The sequence below is a fragment of the Jatrophihabitans fulvus genome (assembly GCF_054781375.1).
Genome location: NZ_BAAGUN010000001.1, coordinates 1,481,076 through 1,498,915 on the forward strand (window position 1 = coordinate 1,481,076; position 17,840 = coordinate 1,498,915).

General features: G+C 70.8%; 13 protein-coding genes. 7 read left to right on the plus strand and 6 right to left on the minus strand.

What is annotated here, in order from left to right:
- Positions 1 to 78 precede the first annotated feature (78 nt).
- The 3 genes from moaA to ACYVP9_RS07280 all read right to left on the minus strand — a co-directional run bounded on the left by moaA (position 79) and on the right by ACYVP9_RS07280 (position 3,796).
- Positions 79 to 1,119, minus strand: a complete 1,041-nt coding sequence (moaA, locus tag ACYVP9_RS07270; protein ID WP_460604030.1) for a GTP 3',8-cyclase MoaA — start codon at positions 1,117 to 1,119, stop codon at positions 79 to 81.
- Between the two features lie 43 nt (positions 1,120 to 1,162).
- Positions 1,163 to 2,569 (minus strand): C40 family peptidase, encoded by a 1,407-nt coding sequence (locus ACYVP9_RS07275; protein ID WP_460604031.1) that lies wholly within the window; start codon positions 2,567 to 2,569, stop codon positions 1,163 to 1,165.
- A 234-nt stretch (positions 2,570 to 2,803) separates the two neighbouring features.
- Positions 2,804 to 3,796, minus strand: coding sequence for a phosphatase PAP2 family protein (locus ACYVP9_RS07280; RefSeq protein ID WP_460604032.1), 993 nt, complete (start codon positions 3,794 to 3,796; stop codon positions 2,804 to 2,806).
- A 147-nt stretch (positions 3,797 to 3,943) separates the two neighbouring features.
- On the opposite strand from ACYVP9_RS07280, the gene ACYVP9_RS07285 reads away from it, so the two are divergent.
- The 5 genes from ACYVP9_RS07285 (at position 3,944) to ACYVP9_RS07305 (ending at position 11,688) form a co-directional block, all read left to right on the plus strand.
- Positions 3,944 to 6,718, plus strand: coding sequence for an aconitate hydratase (locus ACYVP9_RS07285; protein ID WP_460604033.1), 2,775 nt, complete (start codon positions 3,944 to 3,946; stop codon positions 6,716 to 6,718).
- 289 nt (positions 6,719 to 7,007) lie between these two features.
- Complete coding sequence (locus ACYVP9_RS07290; protein WP_460604034.1) at positions 7,008 to 8,171, plus strand: sugar ABC transporter substrate-binding protein; 1,164 nt, start codon at positions 7,008 to 7,010, stop codon at positions 8,169 to 8,171.
- 103 nt (positions 8,172 to 8,274) lie between these two features.
- Positions 8,275 to 9,057 (plus strand): sugar ABC transporter ATP-binding protein, encoded by a 783-nt coding sequence (locus ACYVP9_RS07295; protein ID WP_460604035.1) that lies wholly within the window; start codon positions 8,275 to 8,277, stop codon positions 9,055 to 9,057.
- Positions 9,054 to 10,436 (plus strand): sugar ABC transporter permease, encoded by a 1,383-nt coding sequence (locus ACYVP9_RS07300; protein ID WP_460604036.1) that lies wholly within the window; start codon positions 9,054 to 9,056, stop codon positions 10,434 to 10,436. Before ACYVP9_RS07295 ends, ACYVP9_RS07300 begins: the two co-directional genes overlap by 4 nt.
- A 31-nt stretch (positions 10,437 to 10,467) precedes the next feature.
- Positions 10,468 to 11,688, plus strand: coding sequence for an ROK family protein (locus ACYVP9_RS07305; RefSeq protein ID WP_460604037.1), 1,221 nt, complete (start codon positions 10,468 to 10,470; stop codon positions 11,686 to 11,688).
- A 3-nt stretch (positions 11,689 to 11,691) separates the two neighbouring features.
- Here the strand turns inward: ACYVP9_RS07305 and ACYVP9_RS07310 are convergent, their stop codons facing one another.
- The 3 genes from ACYVP9_RS07310 to ACYVP9_RS07320 all read right to left on the minus strand — a co-directional run bounded on the left by ACYVP9_RS07310 (position 11,692) and on the right by ACYVP9_RS07320 (position 16,598).
- On the minus strand, positions 11,692 to 13,074 hold the full coding sequence (locus tag ACYVP9_RS07310; RefSeq protein WP_460604038.1) for a CHAP domain-containing protein: 1,383 nt from the start codon (positions 13,072 to 13,074) through the stop codon (positions 11,692 to 11,694).
- Positions 13,071 to 13,349 carry a hypothetical protein gene (locus tag ACYVP9_RS07315; RefSeq protein ID WP_460604039.1) on the minus strand — a complete coding sequence of 93 codons (279 nt, stop codon included), beginning with the start codon at positions 13,347 to 13,349 and terminating at the stop codon, positions 13,071 to 13,073. Before ACYVP9_RS07315 ends, ACYVP9_RS07310 begins: the two co-directional genes overlap by 4 nt.
- 360 nt (positions 13,350 to 13,709) lie before the next feature.
- Positions 13,710 to 16,598, minus strand: a complete 2,889-nt coding sequence (locus tag ACYVP9_RS07320) for a PASTA domain-containing protein (protein WP_460604040.1) — start codon at positions 16,596 to 16,598, stop codon at positions 13,710 to 13,712.
- Between the two features lie 129 nt (positions 16,599 to 16,727).
- Between ACYVP9_RS07320 and ACYVP9_RS07325 the strand changes: the two genes are divergently transcribed.
- Both ACYVP9_RS07325 and ACYVP9_RS07330 read left to right on the plus strand, forming a co-directional pair.
- Positions 16,728 to 17,468, plus strand: coding sequence for a hypothetical protein (locus ACYVP9_RS07325; protein ID WP_460604041.1), 741 nt, complete (start codon positions 16,728 to 16,730; stop codon positions 17,466 to 17,468).
- A 100-nt stretch (positions 17,469 to 17,568) separates the two neighbouring features.
- Positions 17,569 to 17,826: a WXG100 family type VII secretion target gene (locus tag ACYVP9_RS07330; protein WP_460604042.1), complete on the plus strand. Its 258-nt coding sequence runs from the start codon at positions 17,569 to 17,571 to the stop codon at positions 17,824 to 17,826.
- Positions 17,827 to 17,840 lie beyond the last annotated feature (14 nt).

The window sequence follows — 17,840 nt, forward strand, 5'->3', positions numbered from 1 at the left end:
ACGCCGGCGGCCGTCCGCCCGCACCTGTGGACGACCGCCGGACGGAGGGCCGACAAACCACAGGCGCGAGCGCCCGGGTCAGCCGCCGATCGCCGACATCGAGCGCGTCGGCTGTACGAAGGCGAGGCTGTCGATGCCGTGACCGGCCTGCTTGCCGTCGACCGCGGCCCGGATGATGTCGGCCAGGTCGTCGTCGCTCGCGCCGGCGCGCAGCGGGCCGCGCAGGTCGGTCTCGCCCTGCGCGAACAGGCAGGTGCGCAGCTGGCCGTCGGCGGTGAGACGCAGCCTGTCGCACTCGCGGCAGAACGGTCGCGTGACCGAGGCGATGACGCCGACCCGTCCGGGAACGGGCCACGAGGCGGCGTCCGGACCGTCGACGACGTCGAACTCCTCGGCCGGCGCGTTCCCCCGAGCTCCGTGCGGCGTCAGGGTGAAGTGCGGCGCGAGAACGTCGAGGATCTCGTCCGCCGTGACCATCTCGTCGCGCGACCAGGTGTGGTCGGCGTCGAGCGGCATGTGCTCGATGAAGCGCAGCCGGTAGCCGCGGCGCAGCGCCCACTCGAGCAGGGCCGGCGCCTCGTGCAGGTTGCTGTCGCGCACGAGCACGGCGTTGATCTTGACGGGGTGCAACCCGGCCTCGGCCGCCGCCTCGATGCCGTCGAGCACGTCGGGCAGCCGGTCGCGGCGGGTCAGGGCGGCGAAGCGGTCGCGGTCGAGGGTGTCGAGCGAGACGTTGATGCGGGCCAGGCCGGCGTCGGCCAGCCGCTGCGCGTGGCGGCGCAGGTCGACCCCGTTGGTGGTCAACGACAGCTCGGGCCGTGGTTCGAGCGCGCCCAGCCGGGCGACGACGTCCGACAGCGTCCGGTGCACGAGCGGCTCGCCACCGGTCAACCGGATCGTCCGCACGCCCAACCCCACGAACAGGTCGGCGAGGCGCACGAACTCGTCGTCGGTCAGCCGCTGCGCCTTCGACAGCCAGTCGAGGCCCTCGGCCGGCATGCAGTACGTGCAGCGCAGCGAGCACAGGTCGGTCAGCGAGATGCGCAGGTCGGTGGCGACCCGGCCGAACCGGTCCCGCAACTCCCCGGAGGGGCGGGCGGCCCGGCGCGACGACGTCATCGGATCGAGGTTACCTGCGCACCGCGCGCGCGACACCTGATCGTCAGGTCAGGGGCCGCGTGGCGCCGAAGTAGTCGGAGTAGGCCATCAGGCTGTTGTACTGCACGTACCCGCCGGAATACGGGGCCTCGATGATCTGTCCGCCTCCGGCGTAGATGGCGACGTGGTGGATGCCCGCGATGCCGCCGTTGCTGTAGAAGACGAGGTCGCCCGGCAACAACTGCGACGTGGACGGGTGGAACCGTCCCGCCTGCGTGTACTGGGTCGCGGCGTAGTGGTCCCAGCCCTTGCCCCACGCGAACATGGCCAGTCCGGAGCAGTCGTAGCCGTAGACGTTGCAGTCGAACGGCGCGCCCGCGCTGGGCACGCAGGCCCCGTACGACGGCCCCCATGCGCCGCCGCCGGCCCACGCGTACGGCGTGCCCAGCGTCGTCTTGGCGCGGCGGACGGCCGCATAGCCCTTCGCCGCCGTCCAGCCGCCGGAACTCGGGGCGGGCGGGTTGAAGCGCGGCGGCGCGGGCGGGTTGTAGGACGGGCCGGCGTTGGCCGCGCGTTGCGCCGCGAGGCGCTTCTGCCGTTCGGCCTCGGCCGCGCGACGCTGCTGTTCGAGCCGGCGCTGGCGCGCGATCTCGCGCAGCCGGGCCTGTTCCTTCTGGTAGGCGATGTACCTGGTGCGCTGGCCGTTGAGGGTGGCCAGTTGCTCGCTCGCGGCGTCCAGGGTCTGCTGCGTCTGGTCGACCGTCGCCTGCAGGGCCGATTCCGTCTGCGCCTGGTTCTGCACCGCGAGGGCCGCCGCCTGCTGGGCCTCGATCGACTCCTGCTTGCGCTTCTCCGCCGCGCGGCGTGCCGCCGCCCGCCGCTGCTTGGCCGCGCGGTCCCGCGCCTCGGCGTTCGACACCTTGACCGAGGCGAGCTGGACCGAACCGATGACGCCCGCCTTGCGCTCGACCTCGTACTGCGCGTACGTCGAGGCCTGCAGCAGCTGCGAGGGGTCGTCGGCCGTCAGCAGCGAACCGGTCAGGCCGTCGGGCTGACCGCCCATGTAGACCGCCTGCATGTAGCGGGCGAAGTTGGTCTGCAGGTCCTGGCGTTCCTTGTTCGTGCGCAGCAGGTCCGCGTGCGACTTCTCGGCCGCCTTGATGGCCTTCTGCTCGGCGTCGGCCGCCTCGCGGTACTTGGTGATCGCGTAGGCCACCTTCTGCTCGGCCAGGGCGGCCTGGTTCTGCAGCCGGTCCAGTTCCTGCTGCGCGGCGGCGAGCTGGCCGCTCAACTGGCCGACCTGGGTCGCGAGTGCGGCCTTCTGGGCGCTGGCCTTGCTGATCTGGCCGTCCGTCGGGTTCGGCGGCGGGGTCGGCGCGGCGGACGCGAGCTGCGAGCCGACGAACAGCTCGGCGGTCAGCGCGGCGATGACGGTCAGTACCCCGACACGCCTGAACTTGCGATTCGGCACAGCAGCTCTCTCCGTTGCGGTTCCAGGACGGTTCCCCCCGTGCAGAACTCAGCAGCCTCAGATTGCCAGTTGCGCCCCACCAGCGCCAGTAGTAACACGCGAAACATTGGTCCCAGACGTCACAGAGGTGGACGGAACGGTCGCGGACCTTCATGGCCGGGCGGCTCCATCGCGCCGCGGGGCCATGAAGATCGGCCCCACGCAGCGAGGGCGGGCGTCCGCCCTCGCCCGGCGTCAGGCGCGGGCGGAGGGTGAGAGCTGCTCGGACGGTGCGCCGGCGGGGGTCCCGTCCGCCTCGACCGGAACCGCGACGGCGCGCCGGCGGGCGCGGCGCGCCTCCCAGCGGGACACGAGCAGGTGCACGACCACGGCGTAGAGCGCGCCGGCGACCAGGTCGATGACGTAGTGCTCACCGGTGTAGACGAGCGTGAAGCCCATCGCGAAGGGATAGAGCAGCGCCAGCCAGCGCCAGCGCGAGCGCAGGTGCGAGATGACGAAGATCGCGGCGAGAACCGCGAAGGCGGTGTGCAGCGACGGCATGGCGGCGACGGGATTGGCGCTGACCTTCTGCGCGGTCTCGAGGCTCTGCTGCACTCCCCCGAGCCCCAGCGGGATCCAGCCGCGGGACGACAGGCGTGCGATCGGCTCGGTGAGCCCGTCGGCGTAGGCGTACCAGGGCGGCGCCTGCGGGAAGAGCACGTACGTCACGAGCCCTGCGGCCGACAGGGCGACCACCCGCACGATGTACGACAGCCACAGCGGACGGCTGCGCAGCCACAGCACCGCGGCGAGCACGGGCGTCATCAGGAAGTGCGACGTGTAGATCAGCGTGCACGCCACGTCGTACCAGTGCACCGTCCCCGGGTCGTACAGGTGCTGCTGCAGCCAGACGGTGGGAATCGTGCTCCCCCCGCCGAACAGGGTCTTCTCGACGTCGAGCACGTCGCCGACGTGCACCGGCAGCCCGATGGCGTCGGCCGCGGCCCGGGTGCGGTCGTAGAGCATGAGGACGGCCGAGAACGGCAGCCAGTCGAGCACCACCCGTCCGGCGGCCCGCCACCCGAGTCCGATGCGGGTGAGCAGCAGACCGACGACGATGATCGCCGCGATGAGCACCCTGCCGGTGGGTACGCCGTCGACGATGACGAGCACGAGGAGCGCGGCCGCGTACAGCAGGTACGCCGCGATGCGGACCCGCCGCCAGGGCAGCGCCCGCTCGCTCGTCACGGACGCGGACTTTACCGTCCGGTCACTGGCAGGACCGGCAGCCGCAACCCACCCTTCGTCCGATCCTGACGGCGGACGGACGGTGGTATCTTGACGTCAAGAGATCTCCGGAACGAACCCATCGCCCCCAGCGCAGAGGAGCAGCCCGTGCCCGCAGAGAGCAAGAACAGCTTCGGATCGCGAGCGTCGCTGAGTGTCGGCGACCGCTCGCTCGACTACTTCAGGCTCGACGCCGTCGACGGCTGGGAGAAGCTGCCCTACAGCCTGAAGGTGCTGCTCGAGAACCTGCTGCGCACCGAGGACGGCAAGAACGTCACCGCCGAGCAGATCTCCGCGATCGCCGCCTGGGACCCGTCCGCCGAGCCCGACACCGAGATCCAGTTCACCCCGGCCCGCGTCGTGATGCAGGACTTCACCGGCGTTCCCGCGGTCGTCGACCTCGCCACCATGCGCGAGGCGGTCGTCGAGCTGGGTGGCGACGCCACCAAGATCAACCCGCTCGCGCCGGCCGAGCTGGTCATCGACCACAGCGTCATCGCCGATCTGTTCGGCACGCCGGACGCGTTCGAGAAGAACGTCGAGCTCGAGTACGAACGCAACATCGAGCGCTACCAGTTCCTGCGCTGGGGCCAGGGCGCGTTCAACGAGTTCAAGGTGGTGCCGCCGGGCACCGGCATCGTCCACCAGGTCAACATCGAGTACCTCGCCCGCGTGATCTTCGAGCGGGGCGGCCTGGCCTACCCCGACACCCTCGTCGGCACCGACTCGCACACCACGATGGTCAACGGCCTCGGCGTGCTCGGCTGGGGCGTCGGCGGCATCGAGGCCGAGGCCGCGATGCTCGGCCAGCCGGTCAGCATGCTGATCCCCCGCGTCGTCGGCTTCAAGCTCAACGGCGAGCTGCCGGACGGTTCCACCGCCACCGACCTCGTCCTCACGATCACAGAGATGCTGCGCAAGCACGGCGTCGTCGGCAAGTTCGTCGAGTTCTACGGCCCGGGCGTCGCCGCGGTGCCGCTGGCCAACCGCGCCACCATCGGCAACATGAGCCCCGAGTACGGCTCGACGGCGGCCATGTTCCCGATCGACGACGAGACGCTGAAGTACCTGCGCTTCACCGGGCGCAAGGACGAGCAGATCGAGCTCGTCGAGCGGTACGCCAAGGAGAACAACCTCTGGCACGACGCTTCGGTCGAGCCCAGCTTCTCCGAGCACCTCGAGCTCGACCTGTCGACCGTCGAGCCGTCGCTCGCCGGGCCGAAGCGCCCGCAGGACCGCGTGCCGCTGAAGTCGGCCAAGCCGATGTTCCGCGAGGCGCTCGCGTCCTACGTCGACGGCGACTCCGTGCAGGACGCCGTCGACGAGGCCAGCGCCGAGTCGTTCCCGGCCTCCGACCCGTCCAGCCCCAGCGGTCACGAGTCGGCGCCGGCGCGGACGTCCGCGGTCGGCAACGCCGAGGGACGTCCGTCCAAGCCGACCCCGGTCAGCCTGTCCGACGGCGGCGAGTGCGAGCTCGACCACGGCGCCGTCGCGATCGCGGCGATCACGTCGTGCACGAACACGTCCAACCCGTCGGTCATGATCGGCGCCGCGCTGCTGGCGAAGAAGGCCGTCGAGAAGGGCCTGACCCGCAAGCCGTGGGTCAAGACCACGCTGGCGCCGGGCTCGAAGGTGGTCACCGACTACTACGACCGCGCCGGCCTCACCCCGTACCTCGACAAGCTCGGCTTCAACCTCGTCGGCTACGGCTGCACCACGTGCATCGGCAACTCCGGCCCGCTGCCGGAGGAGATCTCGCAGGCGGTCAACGACAGCGACCTCGCCGTCGTCTCGGTGCTGTCGGGCAACCGCAACTTCGAGGGGCGCATCAACCCCGACGTGAAGATGAACTACCTCGCGTCGCCGCCGCTCGTCGTCGCCTACGCCATCGCCGGGTCGATGGACATCGACATCACGACCGAACCGCTCGGTCAGGACACCGACGGCAACGACGTGTTCCTCACCGACATCTGGCCCTCGCCCGCCGAGGTCCAGGAGGTCGTCAACGACGCGATCGCGTCCGAGATGTACACCCGCAACTACGGCGAGGTCTTCGCCGGTGACGAGAAGTGGCAGAACCTGCCCACGCCCGAGGGCGCCACCTTCGAGTGGGACACCGAGTCGACCTACGTCCGCAAGCCCCCGTACTTCGAGGGCATGGCGACCGAGCCGTCCGACGTCACCGACATCGAGGGCGCCCGCGTCCTCGCCCGCCTCGGCGACTCGGTCACCACCGACCACATCTCCCCGGCCGGCGCGATCAAGGCCGACTCCCCCGCCGGCAAGTACCTCGCCGAGCACGGCGTCGAGCGTCGCGACTTCAACTCCTACGGCTCGCGCCGCGGCAACCACGAGGTCATGATCCGCGGCACGTTCGCGAACATCCGGCTGCGCAACCAGCTGGCACCCGGCACCGAGGGCGGCTTCACCCGCGACTTCACCTCCGGCGGCGAGGTCACGACGATCTACGACGCCTCGGTCAACTACGCCGAGGCCGGCACGCCGCTCGTCATCCTCGCGGGCAAGGAGTACGGCTCGGGCTCCTCACGTGACTGGGCGGCGAAGGGGACGGCCCTGCTCGGCGTCCGCGCCGTCATCGCCGAGAGCTACGAGCGCATCCACCGCTCGAACCTCATCGGCATGGGCGTGCTGCCGCTGCAGTTCCCGGACGGGCAGAGCGCCGAGTCGCTGGGCCTCACCGGCGAGGAGACGTTCTCGATCACCGGGGTCACCGCACTCAACGACGGCTCGATCCCGCACACCGTCCACGTGACGGCGGGCGACGTCGAGTTCGACGCGCGCGTGCGCATCGACACCCCCGGCGAGGCCGACTACTACCGGCACGGCGGCATCATGCAGTACGTGCTGCGCTCGCTGCTCTGAGCCGATAGCCGCAGGCACCACCCGCCGCCCCGGACCGTCACGGTCCGGGGCGGCGCCGGTTAAAGGTGATGTGAAGCCGAGCGCGCGAGCGTTCTGTCCGGTGTGTGGCAGCTCGGGCCGATTCCGTAACCGAACTTTTCTCGGTAGGTAACAGGCTGGTCACTATCTGCCGTGATAGGGGCCACCCTGATATATGTTCGCGCGCACAACATTCAGTGGTCGAACAAATCCTCCGCCGGCGGACGGGGCGGATTCGGGAGGCCCGAACTCGAGAGGCGTGGATTCGTAGATGCGCAAGACCTCTGTGTCACTTGCGGTACTCGGCATCGCAGCCGCCACCGTCCTGAGCGCGTGCGGCTCGGACGGCGGCGACGGCGGCGGCAGCAGCAACCCTCCGGCCAACACGGGGGCGGCCAGCCAGGCTCCCTCCGGCGGCACCAGCGGCGGTAACACCGGCGGCAAGATCGACGGCCAGGGCAAGAAGGTCGGCATCATCCTGCCCGACACGACGTCCTCGCCGCGGTGGATCACCGCGGACCCGACCGCGCTCGAGGCGAACTGCAAGACCTACAACCTCGACTGCAACATCAAGAACGCCGACGGCTCGGCGTCGAAGATGAAGACCATCGCGCAGCAGATGATCTCGGACGGCGTCAAGGTCCTCATGATCGTCAACCTCGACTCCGCGTCGGGTGCCGCGATCCAGAAGCAGGCCACCTCGGCGGGCGTCATCACCGTCGACTACGACCGCCTGACCCTCGGCGGCACCGCGTCGCTGTACATCTCGTTCGACAACGTCAAGGTCGGCGAGGCCCAGGGCAAGGCGCTCACCGAGTGCCCGCAGGTCAAGGACCTGAAGTCGGTCCAGTACGTCGACATCGACGGCGCCCCGACCGACAACAACGCCACGCTGTTCGCCCAGGGCTACGACAGTGTCCTGAGCAAGCAGCAGGGCTGGACCCGCGTCGCCAAGCAGACCGGTCAGTGGGACGCCCCCACGGCCAGCCGCGTGTTCAACTCGATGCTGAGCAAGAACCCGAACATCAAGGCCGTCATGGTCGCCAACGACACGATGGCCGGCGCCGTGATCACCAACCTGAAGCGTCAGAGCCTCAACGGCAAGGTCGCGGTCAGTGGTCAGGACGCGTCCGCGGCGGGTCTGCAGCAGATCCTCGCGGGCAACCAGTGCTTCACGATCTACAAGCCGTCGACCAAGGAGGCCCAGCCGGCCATCGAGGCGATCGCGCAGCTGGCCAACGGCCAGACGCCCGACACCAAGGGCGTGACGATCGAGGACACGCAGTCGAAGAAGAAGGTCCCCGCCATCCTGGCGACCCCGACCGTCATCACCAAGGACAACGTCGCGGACCCGATCAACGACAAGTACACGCCGAAGAACACCGTCTGCACGGGCAGCTACGCCGCCCTGTGCACCAAGGCCGGCGTCAAGTAGGCAGTTCCCGAACCGGTGGCCGCCGTCTGCACCGTCCCCTCGCGGGCCGGATCGCGGCGGCGGCCACCGCCGGGTCGTTCTTCTCACCCTGAAAGGGATCAGCGTGGCCGACCAGCCCATCCTCGAACTGCGTGACGTCGACAAGAGCTTCGGCCCCGTCGACGTCCTCAAGAAGGTCTACTTCAACGCGACACCCGGCGAGGTGACTGCGCTCGTCGGTGACAACGGGGCGGGCAAGTCCACGCTGGTCAAGTGCATCAGCGGCACGTACACCATCGACTCGGGCACGTACCTGTTCGACGGCAACGAGGTCAGCGTGCACAGCCCGCGCGACGCCAGCGCGCTGGGCATCGAGATCGTCTACCAGGACCTCGCGCTCGCCGACAACCTGGACATCGTCCAGAACATGTTCCTCGGCCGCGAACGTCACAAGAACCTCGTGCTCAACGAGTCGAGCATGGAGCAGGCGGCCGCCGAGACCCTCGCGTCGCTGTCGGTGCGCACGGTGAAGTCCGTCCGCCAGCGGGTGTCGAGCCTGTCCGGCGGTCAGCGCCAGACGGTCGCCATCGCGAAGGCCGTGCTCTGGAACTCCAAGGTCGTCATCCTCGACGAGCCCACCGCCGCCCTCGGCGTCGCGCAGACCGAGCAGGTGCTGCAGCTGGTCCGCCGCCTGGCCGACCGCGGGCTGGCCGTCGTCCTGATCTCCCACAACATGTCCGACGTGCTGCGCGTCGCCGACCGCATCGCGGTGCTGTACCTCGGCGAGACCGCGGCGATCGTGCGTCGCAGCGACGTCAACCAGCAGCAGCTCGTCGAACTGATCACCACGGGCCGGCTCGAGGGTTCCGACGGCCCCACCCTGACCAAGAGCGGAGCGTCGGCGTGACCGACATCAAGAAGGACGACCAGCCCGCGGAGCAGACCCCGGCCGCGTCGCCGATCAGCTCCGAGGCCGACCTGGCCGCGGCGGCCGCCACGAACGCGCCCGTCGAGGGCGGGCCGCGTGACTACTTCCGCATCTACGTGCAGCGGGTGCGCGGCGGCGACATGGGTTCGCTGCCGGCCCTCACCGGCCTGATCGTGCTCGCCATCTTCTTCACGATCGTGCAGCCGAGCTTCAGCACGCTGTTCAACTTCGGCAACATGTTCACCGAGGGCGCGGGCACGATCTTCGTCGCCATGGGCCTCGTGTTCGTGCTGCTGCTCGGCGAGATCGACCTCGCCGCCGGCTACACCGCCGGTGTCTGCGCCGCGATCATGGTGCGGCTCATGGTCGGCTACGACTACAGCTGGTACGTCACCATCCCGGCCGCGCTGATCGCCGGCGCCCTGATCGGCCTGTTCATCGGCTGGATCCGCGCCAAGGTCGGCATCCCGTCGTTCATCGTGACGCTCGCCTGCTTCCTGGGCTTCCAGGGTCTGATGCTGCTGGTGCTGAACACCGGTGCCGGCCAGCACGGCGACGTCGGCATCACCGACGACGTGGTGCTCGCGTTCGCGAACAAGCAGATGCCCATCTGGGCGGGCTGGGTCCTCGGCATCGTCATCGTCGGCGGCTACGCCGGGCTCAAGGCGCTGGCCGTGGCCTCGCGACGCCGGCAGGGTCTCGTCGCCGAGCCGGTGGCCGTGTGGGTCGGCAAGATCCTCGTGCTCGCGGTGCTGACCTTCGGGGTCATCTACATGCTCGGCCTGAACCGCGCCGTGAACCAGGAGCCGGTGCCGCGCAACGTGAACGGCACGATCAAGTTCGTGAAGCCCCCGGCGGTCGAGGGCGTCCCGTGGGTCATCCCCGTGCTCGTCGTGCTGTTCGTCGTGTTCACCTTCATCCTCGGACGCACCCGCTACGGCCGCCACCTGTACGCCGTCGGTGGCAACGAGGAGGCCGCGCGCCGCGCCGGCATCAACGTCGACCGCATCCGCATCTCGGTGTTCGTCCTCGGCGGCTTCATGGCGGCGGTCGGCGGCATCATGATCGGCTCCAACGTGTCGTCGGTCAGCCAGCAGAACTACGGCGGCAACACGCTGCTGCTCGCGGTCGGCGCGGCCGTCATCGGCGGCACGAGCCTCTTCGGCGGCAAGGGACGCATGATCGACGCGATCATCGGCGGCGCGGTCGTCGAGGTCATCTACAACGGCACCGCGAACCTCATCAACACCCAGAACACCGCGGTGAGCAACTCGCTGCAGTTCGGTGCGACCGGCGCAGCGCTGCTGCTCGCCGCCGCGGTCGACGCGCTGTCCCGGCGCCGCTCGGCCGCGACCTGATCGACACCGGGCGATCGAGGAAGGCGACGACGTGGTCGCGTCACCAGCGGCGCGTCCGGACGCGATCCGGCGGCACAACCTGGCCCTCGTTCTGGGGCACATCCACCGGGACGGGGCGCTGACGCGGGCCGAGCTCACGCAGCGCCTGCGGGTCAGCCGGTCGACGATGGGCGCGCTCGTCGCGGACCTGCTCGACCTCGGCTGGGTCGACGAGGTGGTGCCGACCGGCGGCTCCAGCGTCGGGCGGCCGTCCCACGTGGTCGGTCCGCACGAGGGCGGTCCCTACGTGGCGGCCGTCGACATCGACGTCACGCACGTGGCCACCGCCGCGGTCGGGCTCGGCGGGGAGGTGCTCGGACGGCACCTGGTGCCGACCGGTCCGCAGCACGACCCGCCCGAGCAGGTGGTCCGGGTCATCGCCGAGGCCATCACGGCGGTGGCCGTCGCCGCCGGCCGCACCGGTCCCCCGATGGCGCTCGGCGTCAGCGTGCCGGGCACCGTCGACCGCGACTCCGGCCACATCCGGGTCGCTCCCAACCTCGAGTGGCACGACGTCGAGCTGGGCGCGATGCTCGCGTCCGAGCTGGCCGACACGCTGCCGTCCGCACGGCGCATCCACATCGGCAACGACGCCGACCTGTCGGTGTACGTCGAGCACCTGCGCGGCGCGGGCCGTGGCTTCGACGACATCGTCTACCTGCTCGGCCGTATCGGCGTCGGCGCCGGCATCGTGGTCAACGGGGCGCCGTTGCGCGGCATCAACGGTCACGCCGGCGAGATCGGCCACAACGTCATCGACTCCGGCGGCGAGCGTTGCCACTGCGGCAAGCGGGGGTGCACCGAGACCTTCATCGGCGACGGTGCGCTGCTGGCGCGGGCCGGACGCCCGCTGCCGCCGACGGACGAGGCGGTGGCGCAGCTGTTCGCCGACGCGCGGTCGGGTGACCGGGCCGCGCTGAAGGCACTGCACGACGTCGCCGACCCGCTCGGGCGCACCATCGCCACGCTCGTCAACACCCTGAACCCGCAGCGGGTGCTCCTGGGCGGCTCGCTGTCGCAGCTGCTCGACCTGCAGCGCGACGACATCGAGGCGTCGCTGGATCATCACGCCCTCGTGGCACCGCGCAGCAGCGTCGAGCTGGTGCAGCCGCACTTCGGCGCCGAGTCGCCGTTGCTCGGCGCGGCCGAACTCGCGTTCGCCGACCTGCTCGAGGACCCGTTGAGCGTGGGCACCCCCGTGGCCGCCGGCTGACGATCAGCGGATTGCGGTCCAGAACCAGTACTGGCCGTCGTTCTCGCGCTTGCCGTGCCACACCCGGTCGGTGTTCGGACCGGCGTTGCCCTCGATCGTCTCGAAGCTGCCGTCGGCGTTGACCTTGCTGACGATGCCGGTGTGCTGCTCGTCCTTGCGGATGAAGATGTCGCCCACCTGGGGCCTGCTGTCGAGTTGGCCGTGCTCGCGCGCGTAGGCGATCGCGTAGTGGCAGTGCGCGAAGCCGGTGTGCGACGTCTGCATCGCCGGCAGCGGGTTGCCCGACTTCGCGAAGACGTACGAGACGAACATCGCGCACCACGGCTGGCCGTTGGCCACGCCGTACCAGTCGTTGTACTTGGTGGTGTTCGTGCCGCCGTCCGTCGCCTTCTGCTTTTGCGCGAAGTCGAGCATTTTCTCGACCCGCTCGCGACGGGACGAGCCGCCACCACCGGACGTGCCGCCGCCGTTCGCCGTACCGCCGCCGGGGTTCGCGCCCCGCTTCACGATCGTGCCGCCTGCCAGGGCTGCGGTGACCGCGGCGAGGGCCGCGCCGGACTCTCCCTTGTGCTTCGAGGCGAACGACATCGCCTCGCCCCGCGACCAGCGGCCGTCGTGATCGGCGTCCGCCTCCTCGGCGAGCCGCCGGATGTCGCCCGCGAGCTGCGACAGGCGGTCGTGCTGCCGTGCGTCCGCGTCGAGACCGCCACCGGGGGCGAGCAACCAGTCGAAGGTGGCGTCGATGACCGTGGCGAGCGCCCTGTCGTGCAGGGCCGCGAGTGCCGGCTGGAGCGCGGAGGCGATGTCGCCGACGACCTGCCGGTGACGGACGATCTCGTCGCTCGCAGTGCGGTACGTGCGGTCGAGACGGCGCAGCTCGTGCAGGTCGAGCACCACCTTGTTGGACCCCGCCGGGGCGTCACCCTTCCTGCCGCCCCCGTCGGGACGCCCCGACGTCACGTCCGGGCGGTCGGCGACGGCGTTCTTCGCCCGGGCGAGCACGCCGGCGTCGGTCGCGAGCGACGACGTCCCCCACGGCGAGGCGACCACGGCACCGAGTGTGGTGGCGGGCGGTGCGCCGCGCTCGAGGTCCTTGCGGACGTCGGCGTACGCGGGCAGCTTCAGCGTCTCGACGGTCTTGTCCAGACCGACGTCCCGGTTCGGGTAACTGCACACGCCGTGGCCGTTGACGTAGGGGTAGTCGCCGCCGTTCAGCTTGCTGTCGCGCGTCGTGTTGAGCGGGTTGAAGCGCGCGTCGTTGGCGTGGTGACCGCCTTCGGCGTACTGCCACGCGACCAGCGCGGTCACGCTGTTGCGGTTCACGTCGTAACCCATGTGGCCGAGCAGGCTCTTCGCCCACGTCACCTCGTTCATCGGGTCGCTCACTGCGCCACGACCTTCCGGCGGGCATCGGCCGCGGACGCCTCGGCGGCCAGCTGCACGTAGCGCAACAGCGTCCGCAGGGCGTCGTTGTGCTGGTGCAGCGCGTCGTGCAGGTCGTCCGCCTCGGCCCGGAACCGGTCGGCCGACGGCCCGCGCCAGTTCAGGTGGTCACGCGCCCGGTCGACGGTCCAGCCGGTGTCGTGCATGCGGTCGATGCGGTAGCGCAAGCTGCGTTCGGCCTGCTCCCACAGCGCTGCGTGCGGATCCTTCGCGACCATCTCGTTCTCCTGCCGGTCTCGGTCTCTCCCGATGACTCTGGCGTGCGGACGGGCGGTGCGGAATCGGAAGGGTTCCCCACGGGTGCGGCGGGCTGGATCTTCAGACCGCGGACGCGCCCGGGCACCGGGAACGCCTGAACATCACCCGTCCGCGTGGATCTTCAGACCGCGGACGCGCCCGGGCACCGGGAACGCCTGAACATCGCCCGTCCGCGTGGATCTTCAGACCACGGACGCGCCCGGGCACCGGGAAGGCCTGAACATCACCCGTCCGCGCGGATCTTCAGACCGCGGACGCGCCCGGGCACCAGGAACGCCTGAACATCGCCGCGGCGCACGCGGAACGCGCCCGACCGCACGTCACGGCGAGTACATGCATCCGAGCTGCTCCTGCCAACCCGCCGGAGGCGCGCCGTTCACCGGCCCCGACACGCTGTAGTTGCGGACGGTCGTGCCGTTCGGACCGAGGGTGTCGGTCGTGACGCGGTAGAGCCACACCGACCCCGGGACGTCACACGTGTACCCGCCGCCGGACACGGCGGACGGCACGATCATCCCCGCCGCGGACGCGCCACCGCCGCCGGACATGCACCCGCCCGGCGCACCGTGCGAGTAGAGGATGTTGGGCGTGTGGCCACCGCAGTTCGCGGTGAACTCGTGCAGTTCCCAATTGCCGTTGCCGGTCCCCGAATTCGGGTAGTAGACGCGGCCCAGGGTGCCGACCAGCGTGAAGCCGTCCGGTGCGGGACGATCGGCGACGCGTGCGATCTGCACGTACCCGCCGTTCTCGTTCCTCTGGTACAGGTTCAGCCCGACGAGCGGGATGCCGTTGTAATTCACGGTGACGACCGTGCCGACGGTCGCGGAGGTGCCGGCCGCGGGGCTCTGCCCCACCACGTTGTTGTACGACGCGGTCTGCTGCCCGCCGTTCTTCGTGCAGTTGAAGCCGGCCGCCGCCAGCTCGGCGCAGGCCTGGTCCGGGGGTCGGTTGCTGACGTCCGGCACCGCGCCCTGGCCGACGTAGCGGACCAGCTTGATGGTGGCGCCGACCGGTTGTCTCGAGTCGCCGGCGATCGAGGCGTTGTCCGCGTTCTGCATCTCGTACACCTGGCCGATGAGGTTCGCGGCGGGTTGCCCGTTCGCGGTGGCGATCTGGCCGTCGACGATCTGGCAGGTGAACGGTTGCTGATTGCAGGCCGCGTTCGCGACGTCGGCGTTCTGCCCGCGGTACTCCGGCACGATGGCGTCACCGGTGTACTGGCGGACGGTGACGGTGTCGCCGCCGGCGACCGGCCCACCGGCGTCCGGAGTCTGGCTCTGGACCGTGCCCTTCGCGCCCGGGTTGCCCTTCGGCGCGGGATCTCCGTCGTCGACCGTGCAACGCATTGTCGCCTGGCTATAGGCACCGCCCCGAACCGGGAGCTCCGCCGTCCGCGTGAGCTGCGTGCACACCGTGGAGGCGTTCTGGCCCACCAGATTCGGCAGCGCGAACGTGGCGTAGTAGACGATCGTGACCGGTTCGCCCGTTGCGAGATCGGTGCCCGCCGTCGGCTGGGTTTCCGACACCCTCCCGAAGGCGTCCGGGGTGGCCGCCGGGCCGGGCGCAGCCTCGAAGCGGCACGTGAAGCCGGTCTTGGTCACCGTGTCGCAGTAGCTGCGAACGGTGTCGTCCTGCCTCGGGGTCGGGACGGCGGGCTTTCCGGCGTAGTAGACGTCGACGGCGGAACCCGCCGGGACCTTCCGTCCGGCCTGGGGCACGTCGGTCACGGTGTCGGACTCGACCTTCGGGTCGTCCTTGGCGATGGGATTGCAGCGCAGGTCGGCGTCGCGCAGCGTGGCGCAGAACTCGTCGAGGAACGTGCCGGCGGCGGGCGTGGGGACGACGACCTGCGTGGCCCGGGACGGGTCGTTGCCCCCGCCACCGGGCGCCCGCGTCGACCCGCCGGTCGGACGGTCGCCGCCACCGCCCTGGGGCGCGGTGCCACCGGTCGGCGGCAGGGTGCCGCCGGTGGGCGGGAGCGACCCACCCGTCGGCGGGAGCGACCCACCCGTCGGCGGCAACGAACCGCGGGTGGGCGGCAGCGTCGTCCCGCCGGTGGGGGGCACGGTGCTCCCCGTTCCGGTGCGCTGCGGACGGTCGCCGCGGACGCCGCCGCCCGGGCCCTTGTCGACGGTGTGGCGCGTCGTGCCGTCGAACTGCACGAGCAGCCGGGAGTACTGGTCGTTGGCCCACAACCGTCCGCCCTCGACGAACAGGTCGAAGCGCTGCTGGTCGCCGGGGACGTCCTGCAGGTCGGGCAGGCGCTGCGTGCGCGCCAGGTCGACCACGATGATCTTGTGGGCGTCGTAGTCGGGCACGTAGACCCGTCCGCGGTACTCGACGGGCCGGCCGAGCTCGTGCCCGTCCGCCCGGAGCTGGATGCGGCTGCCCACCTTGCCGGTCGCAGGATCGACGACGATCAGGTCGTCACCGACGACGATGAGGACGTTCTGGCCGGATCCCTGCAGCGACCCGACGAGGACGCCGCCGAGCGTGGGGTCGAGGACGGACCGTCCGACGCCGGCGACGGAACGGGCGCTCGCGCCGCTCACGTCGAGCACGGCGCCCTCGCGCGTCACCAGATACGTGGTGCCGCCGGCCACGGTGAGCGCGCCGCCGCGGGTGCCGTTCGCGTCGACCGTCCGCTGCCCGCCGTCGGTGCCGATGCGCCGCAGCGTGCCGTCGCGCAGCAGCACGACGACGGACCCGTCCGGGCCGGGGGCGGCGTCGGTGATGTCGCCCGGCACCGCGTACGAGGTGGTGGCGGTGCCACCGCGCAGCGGGCTGACCTTGCGATTGCCGAAGTCGACCAGCCAGCCGCCGTTGCCGGACACGACCGTCGCGACCGCGCCCTTGCCTCCGATCGCCACGCCGCGACCCGCGGTGGGCCGGGTCTTCAGGGTGCCCGGGTCGACCGTGACGGGCTTGCCGGTGCGGCCGTTGATGGCGATGACCTGCCCTGTGGGCAACTGGCGCACCTCGATGGGGTCGCCGTTCGCGCCGACCGCCTGGGTGGTGGTGCCGTCGATGGTGCGGGACTCGCCGTTCACGTGCGCGACGGACGTGCCCTTGGTGACGTACGCGGACCCGTCCGACAGGGCCGCCTCGGCGACCGTGTACCCGGCGCCGAGCGCCGCCGCGAGACCCGCGGCGAGCGCGGCGACCGTGACCAGGCCGCCGGCCGTCCGTCCGGATCGGAGCAGTGCCACCCGACTCGACCTCCACCGATGAGCTGTCGTCCCTTAACGTCGCAAATGCCGCCGTCGTTGTCCTGATGAGCGACCGAATCCAGTGGACCGTGATCTACCCGCGCCCGGAAATGGGAAACCCTACCCACGATGACTCCCGACAACGGTCCGTCGACCGACCCCACCGACACCCCCGCCGACGTCGCCGCCGACGTGGCGGCTGCGGTGCTGACCGTCCGCGCCGGCACGGCCACCTTCGAGGTGCACCCGGGCGACGAGTTCAGCTTCGGCCGCTCCCCCGACTGCACGCTGTGCCTCGACCCCGGGGACCTCGCGATCTCCCGCCTGGCCGGCCGCCTCGAACGCGACAGCGGCCTGTGGTGGGTCGTCAACGCGAGCGCGTCCCGCTCGCTGGCGATCGTCGACGAGTACGGGCTGCGCAGCGTGCTGCCGCCCGGACGCCGCCGGGCCGCCGAGGGCCCCACCCGGGTGCTCGTCGACGGCCAGGACCGCACGCACGAGTTCGCGCTCGATCTGCCCGTCGCGGCGGCGGGGCCGGACGACGACGTCCCCGTCGCCGGGCAGCCCACCACCATCGGCGAGGAGGTCGTCGTCAACCCCGCCGACCGCGCCGCCCTCATCGCGTTGTTCGCGGGGTACCTGGAGGAGGGACCGCGCTACGACCCGAACCCGAAGTCGTACGCCGCCGCAGCGGCCCGGCTCGGCTGGCCGCGCACCACGCTGGTCAAGCGCATCGAGTACCTGCGCGCGCGGCTGTCGAACGCGGGCGTCCCGAACCTCACCGGGCCGTTCGCCCTCAACAACCTGGCCGAGTACGCGCTCACCACCGGTCTGGTCTCGCGTGAGGACCTGCAGCTGCTGCACCGGTAGCCCTTCCTGGGGAGGGTTTCCGATTTCGCGGCCCCCGGGACGTTCATAACGTCGTCGGTGTCAGGCGGGCAGCAGACCCGCCCCAACCCGAGGAGCACCGATGATCAAGGCCGACCTTCCCCAGCTCGAGAGCCTCTCCCGCCGCCTGGGCGTCTGCAGCGGCGACGTGCACGACCTCAAGGCCAACCTGTCCGCGCTGATCTCGGGCACCGACTGGGAGGGTGGCGCCGCCGCCCGGTTCCGCGAGGCGTGGGAGTCGCAGTTCCGTCCGGCGCTCGACCAGATGTCCGCCGCGCTGACCGACGCCTCGACCGAGGTCAACAACCGCAAGATGGCCCTCGACCGGGCCGGCAACTGACCCTGCCGCCGACG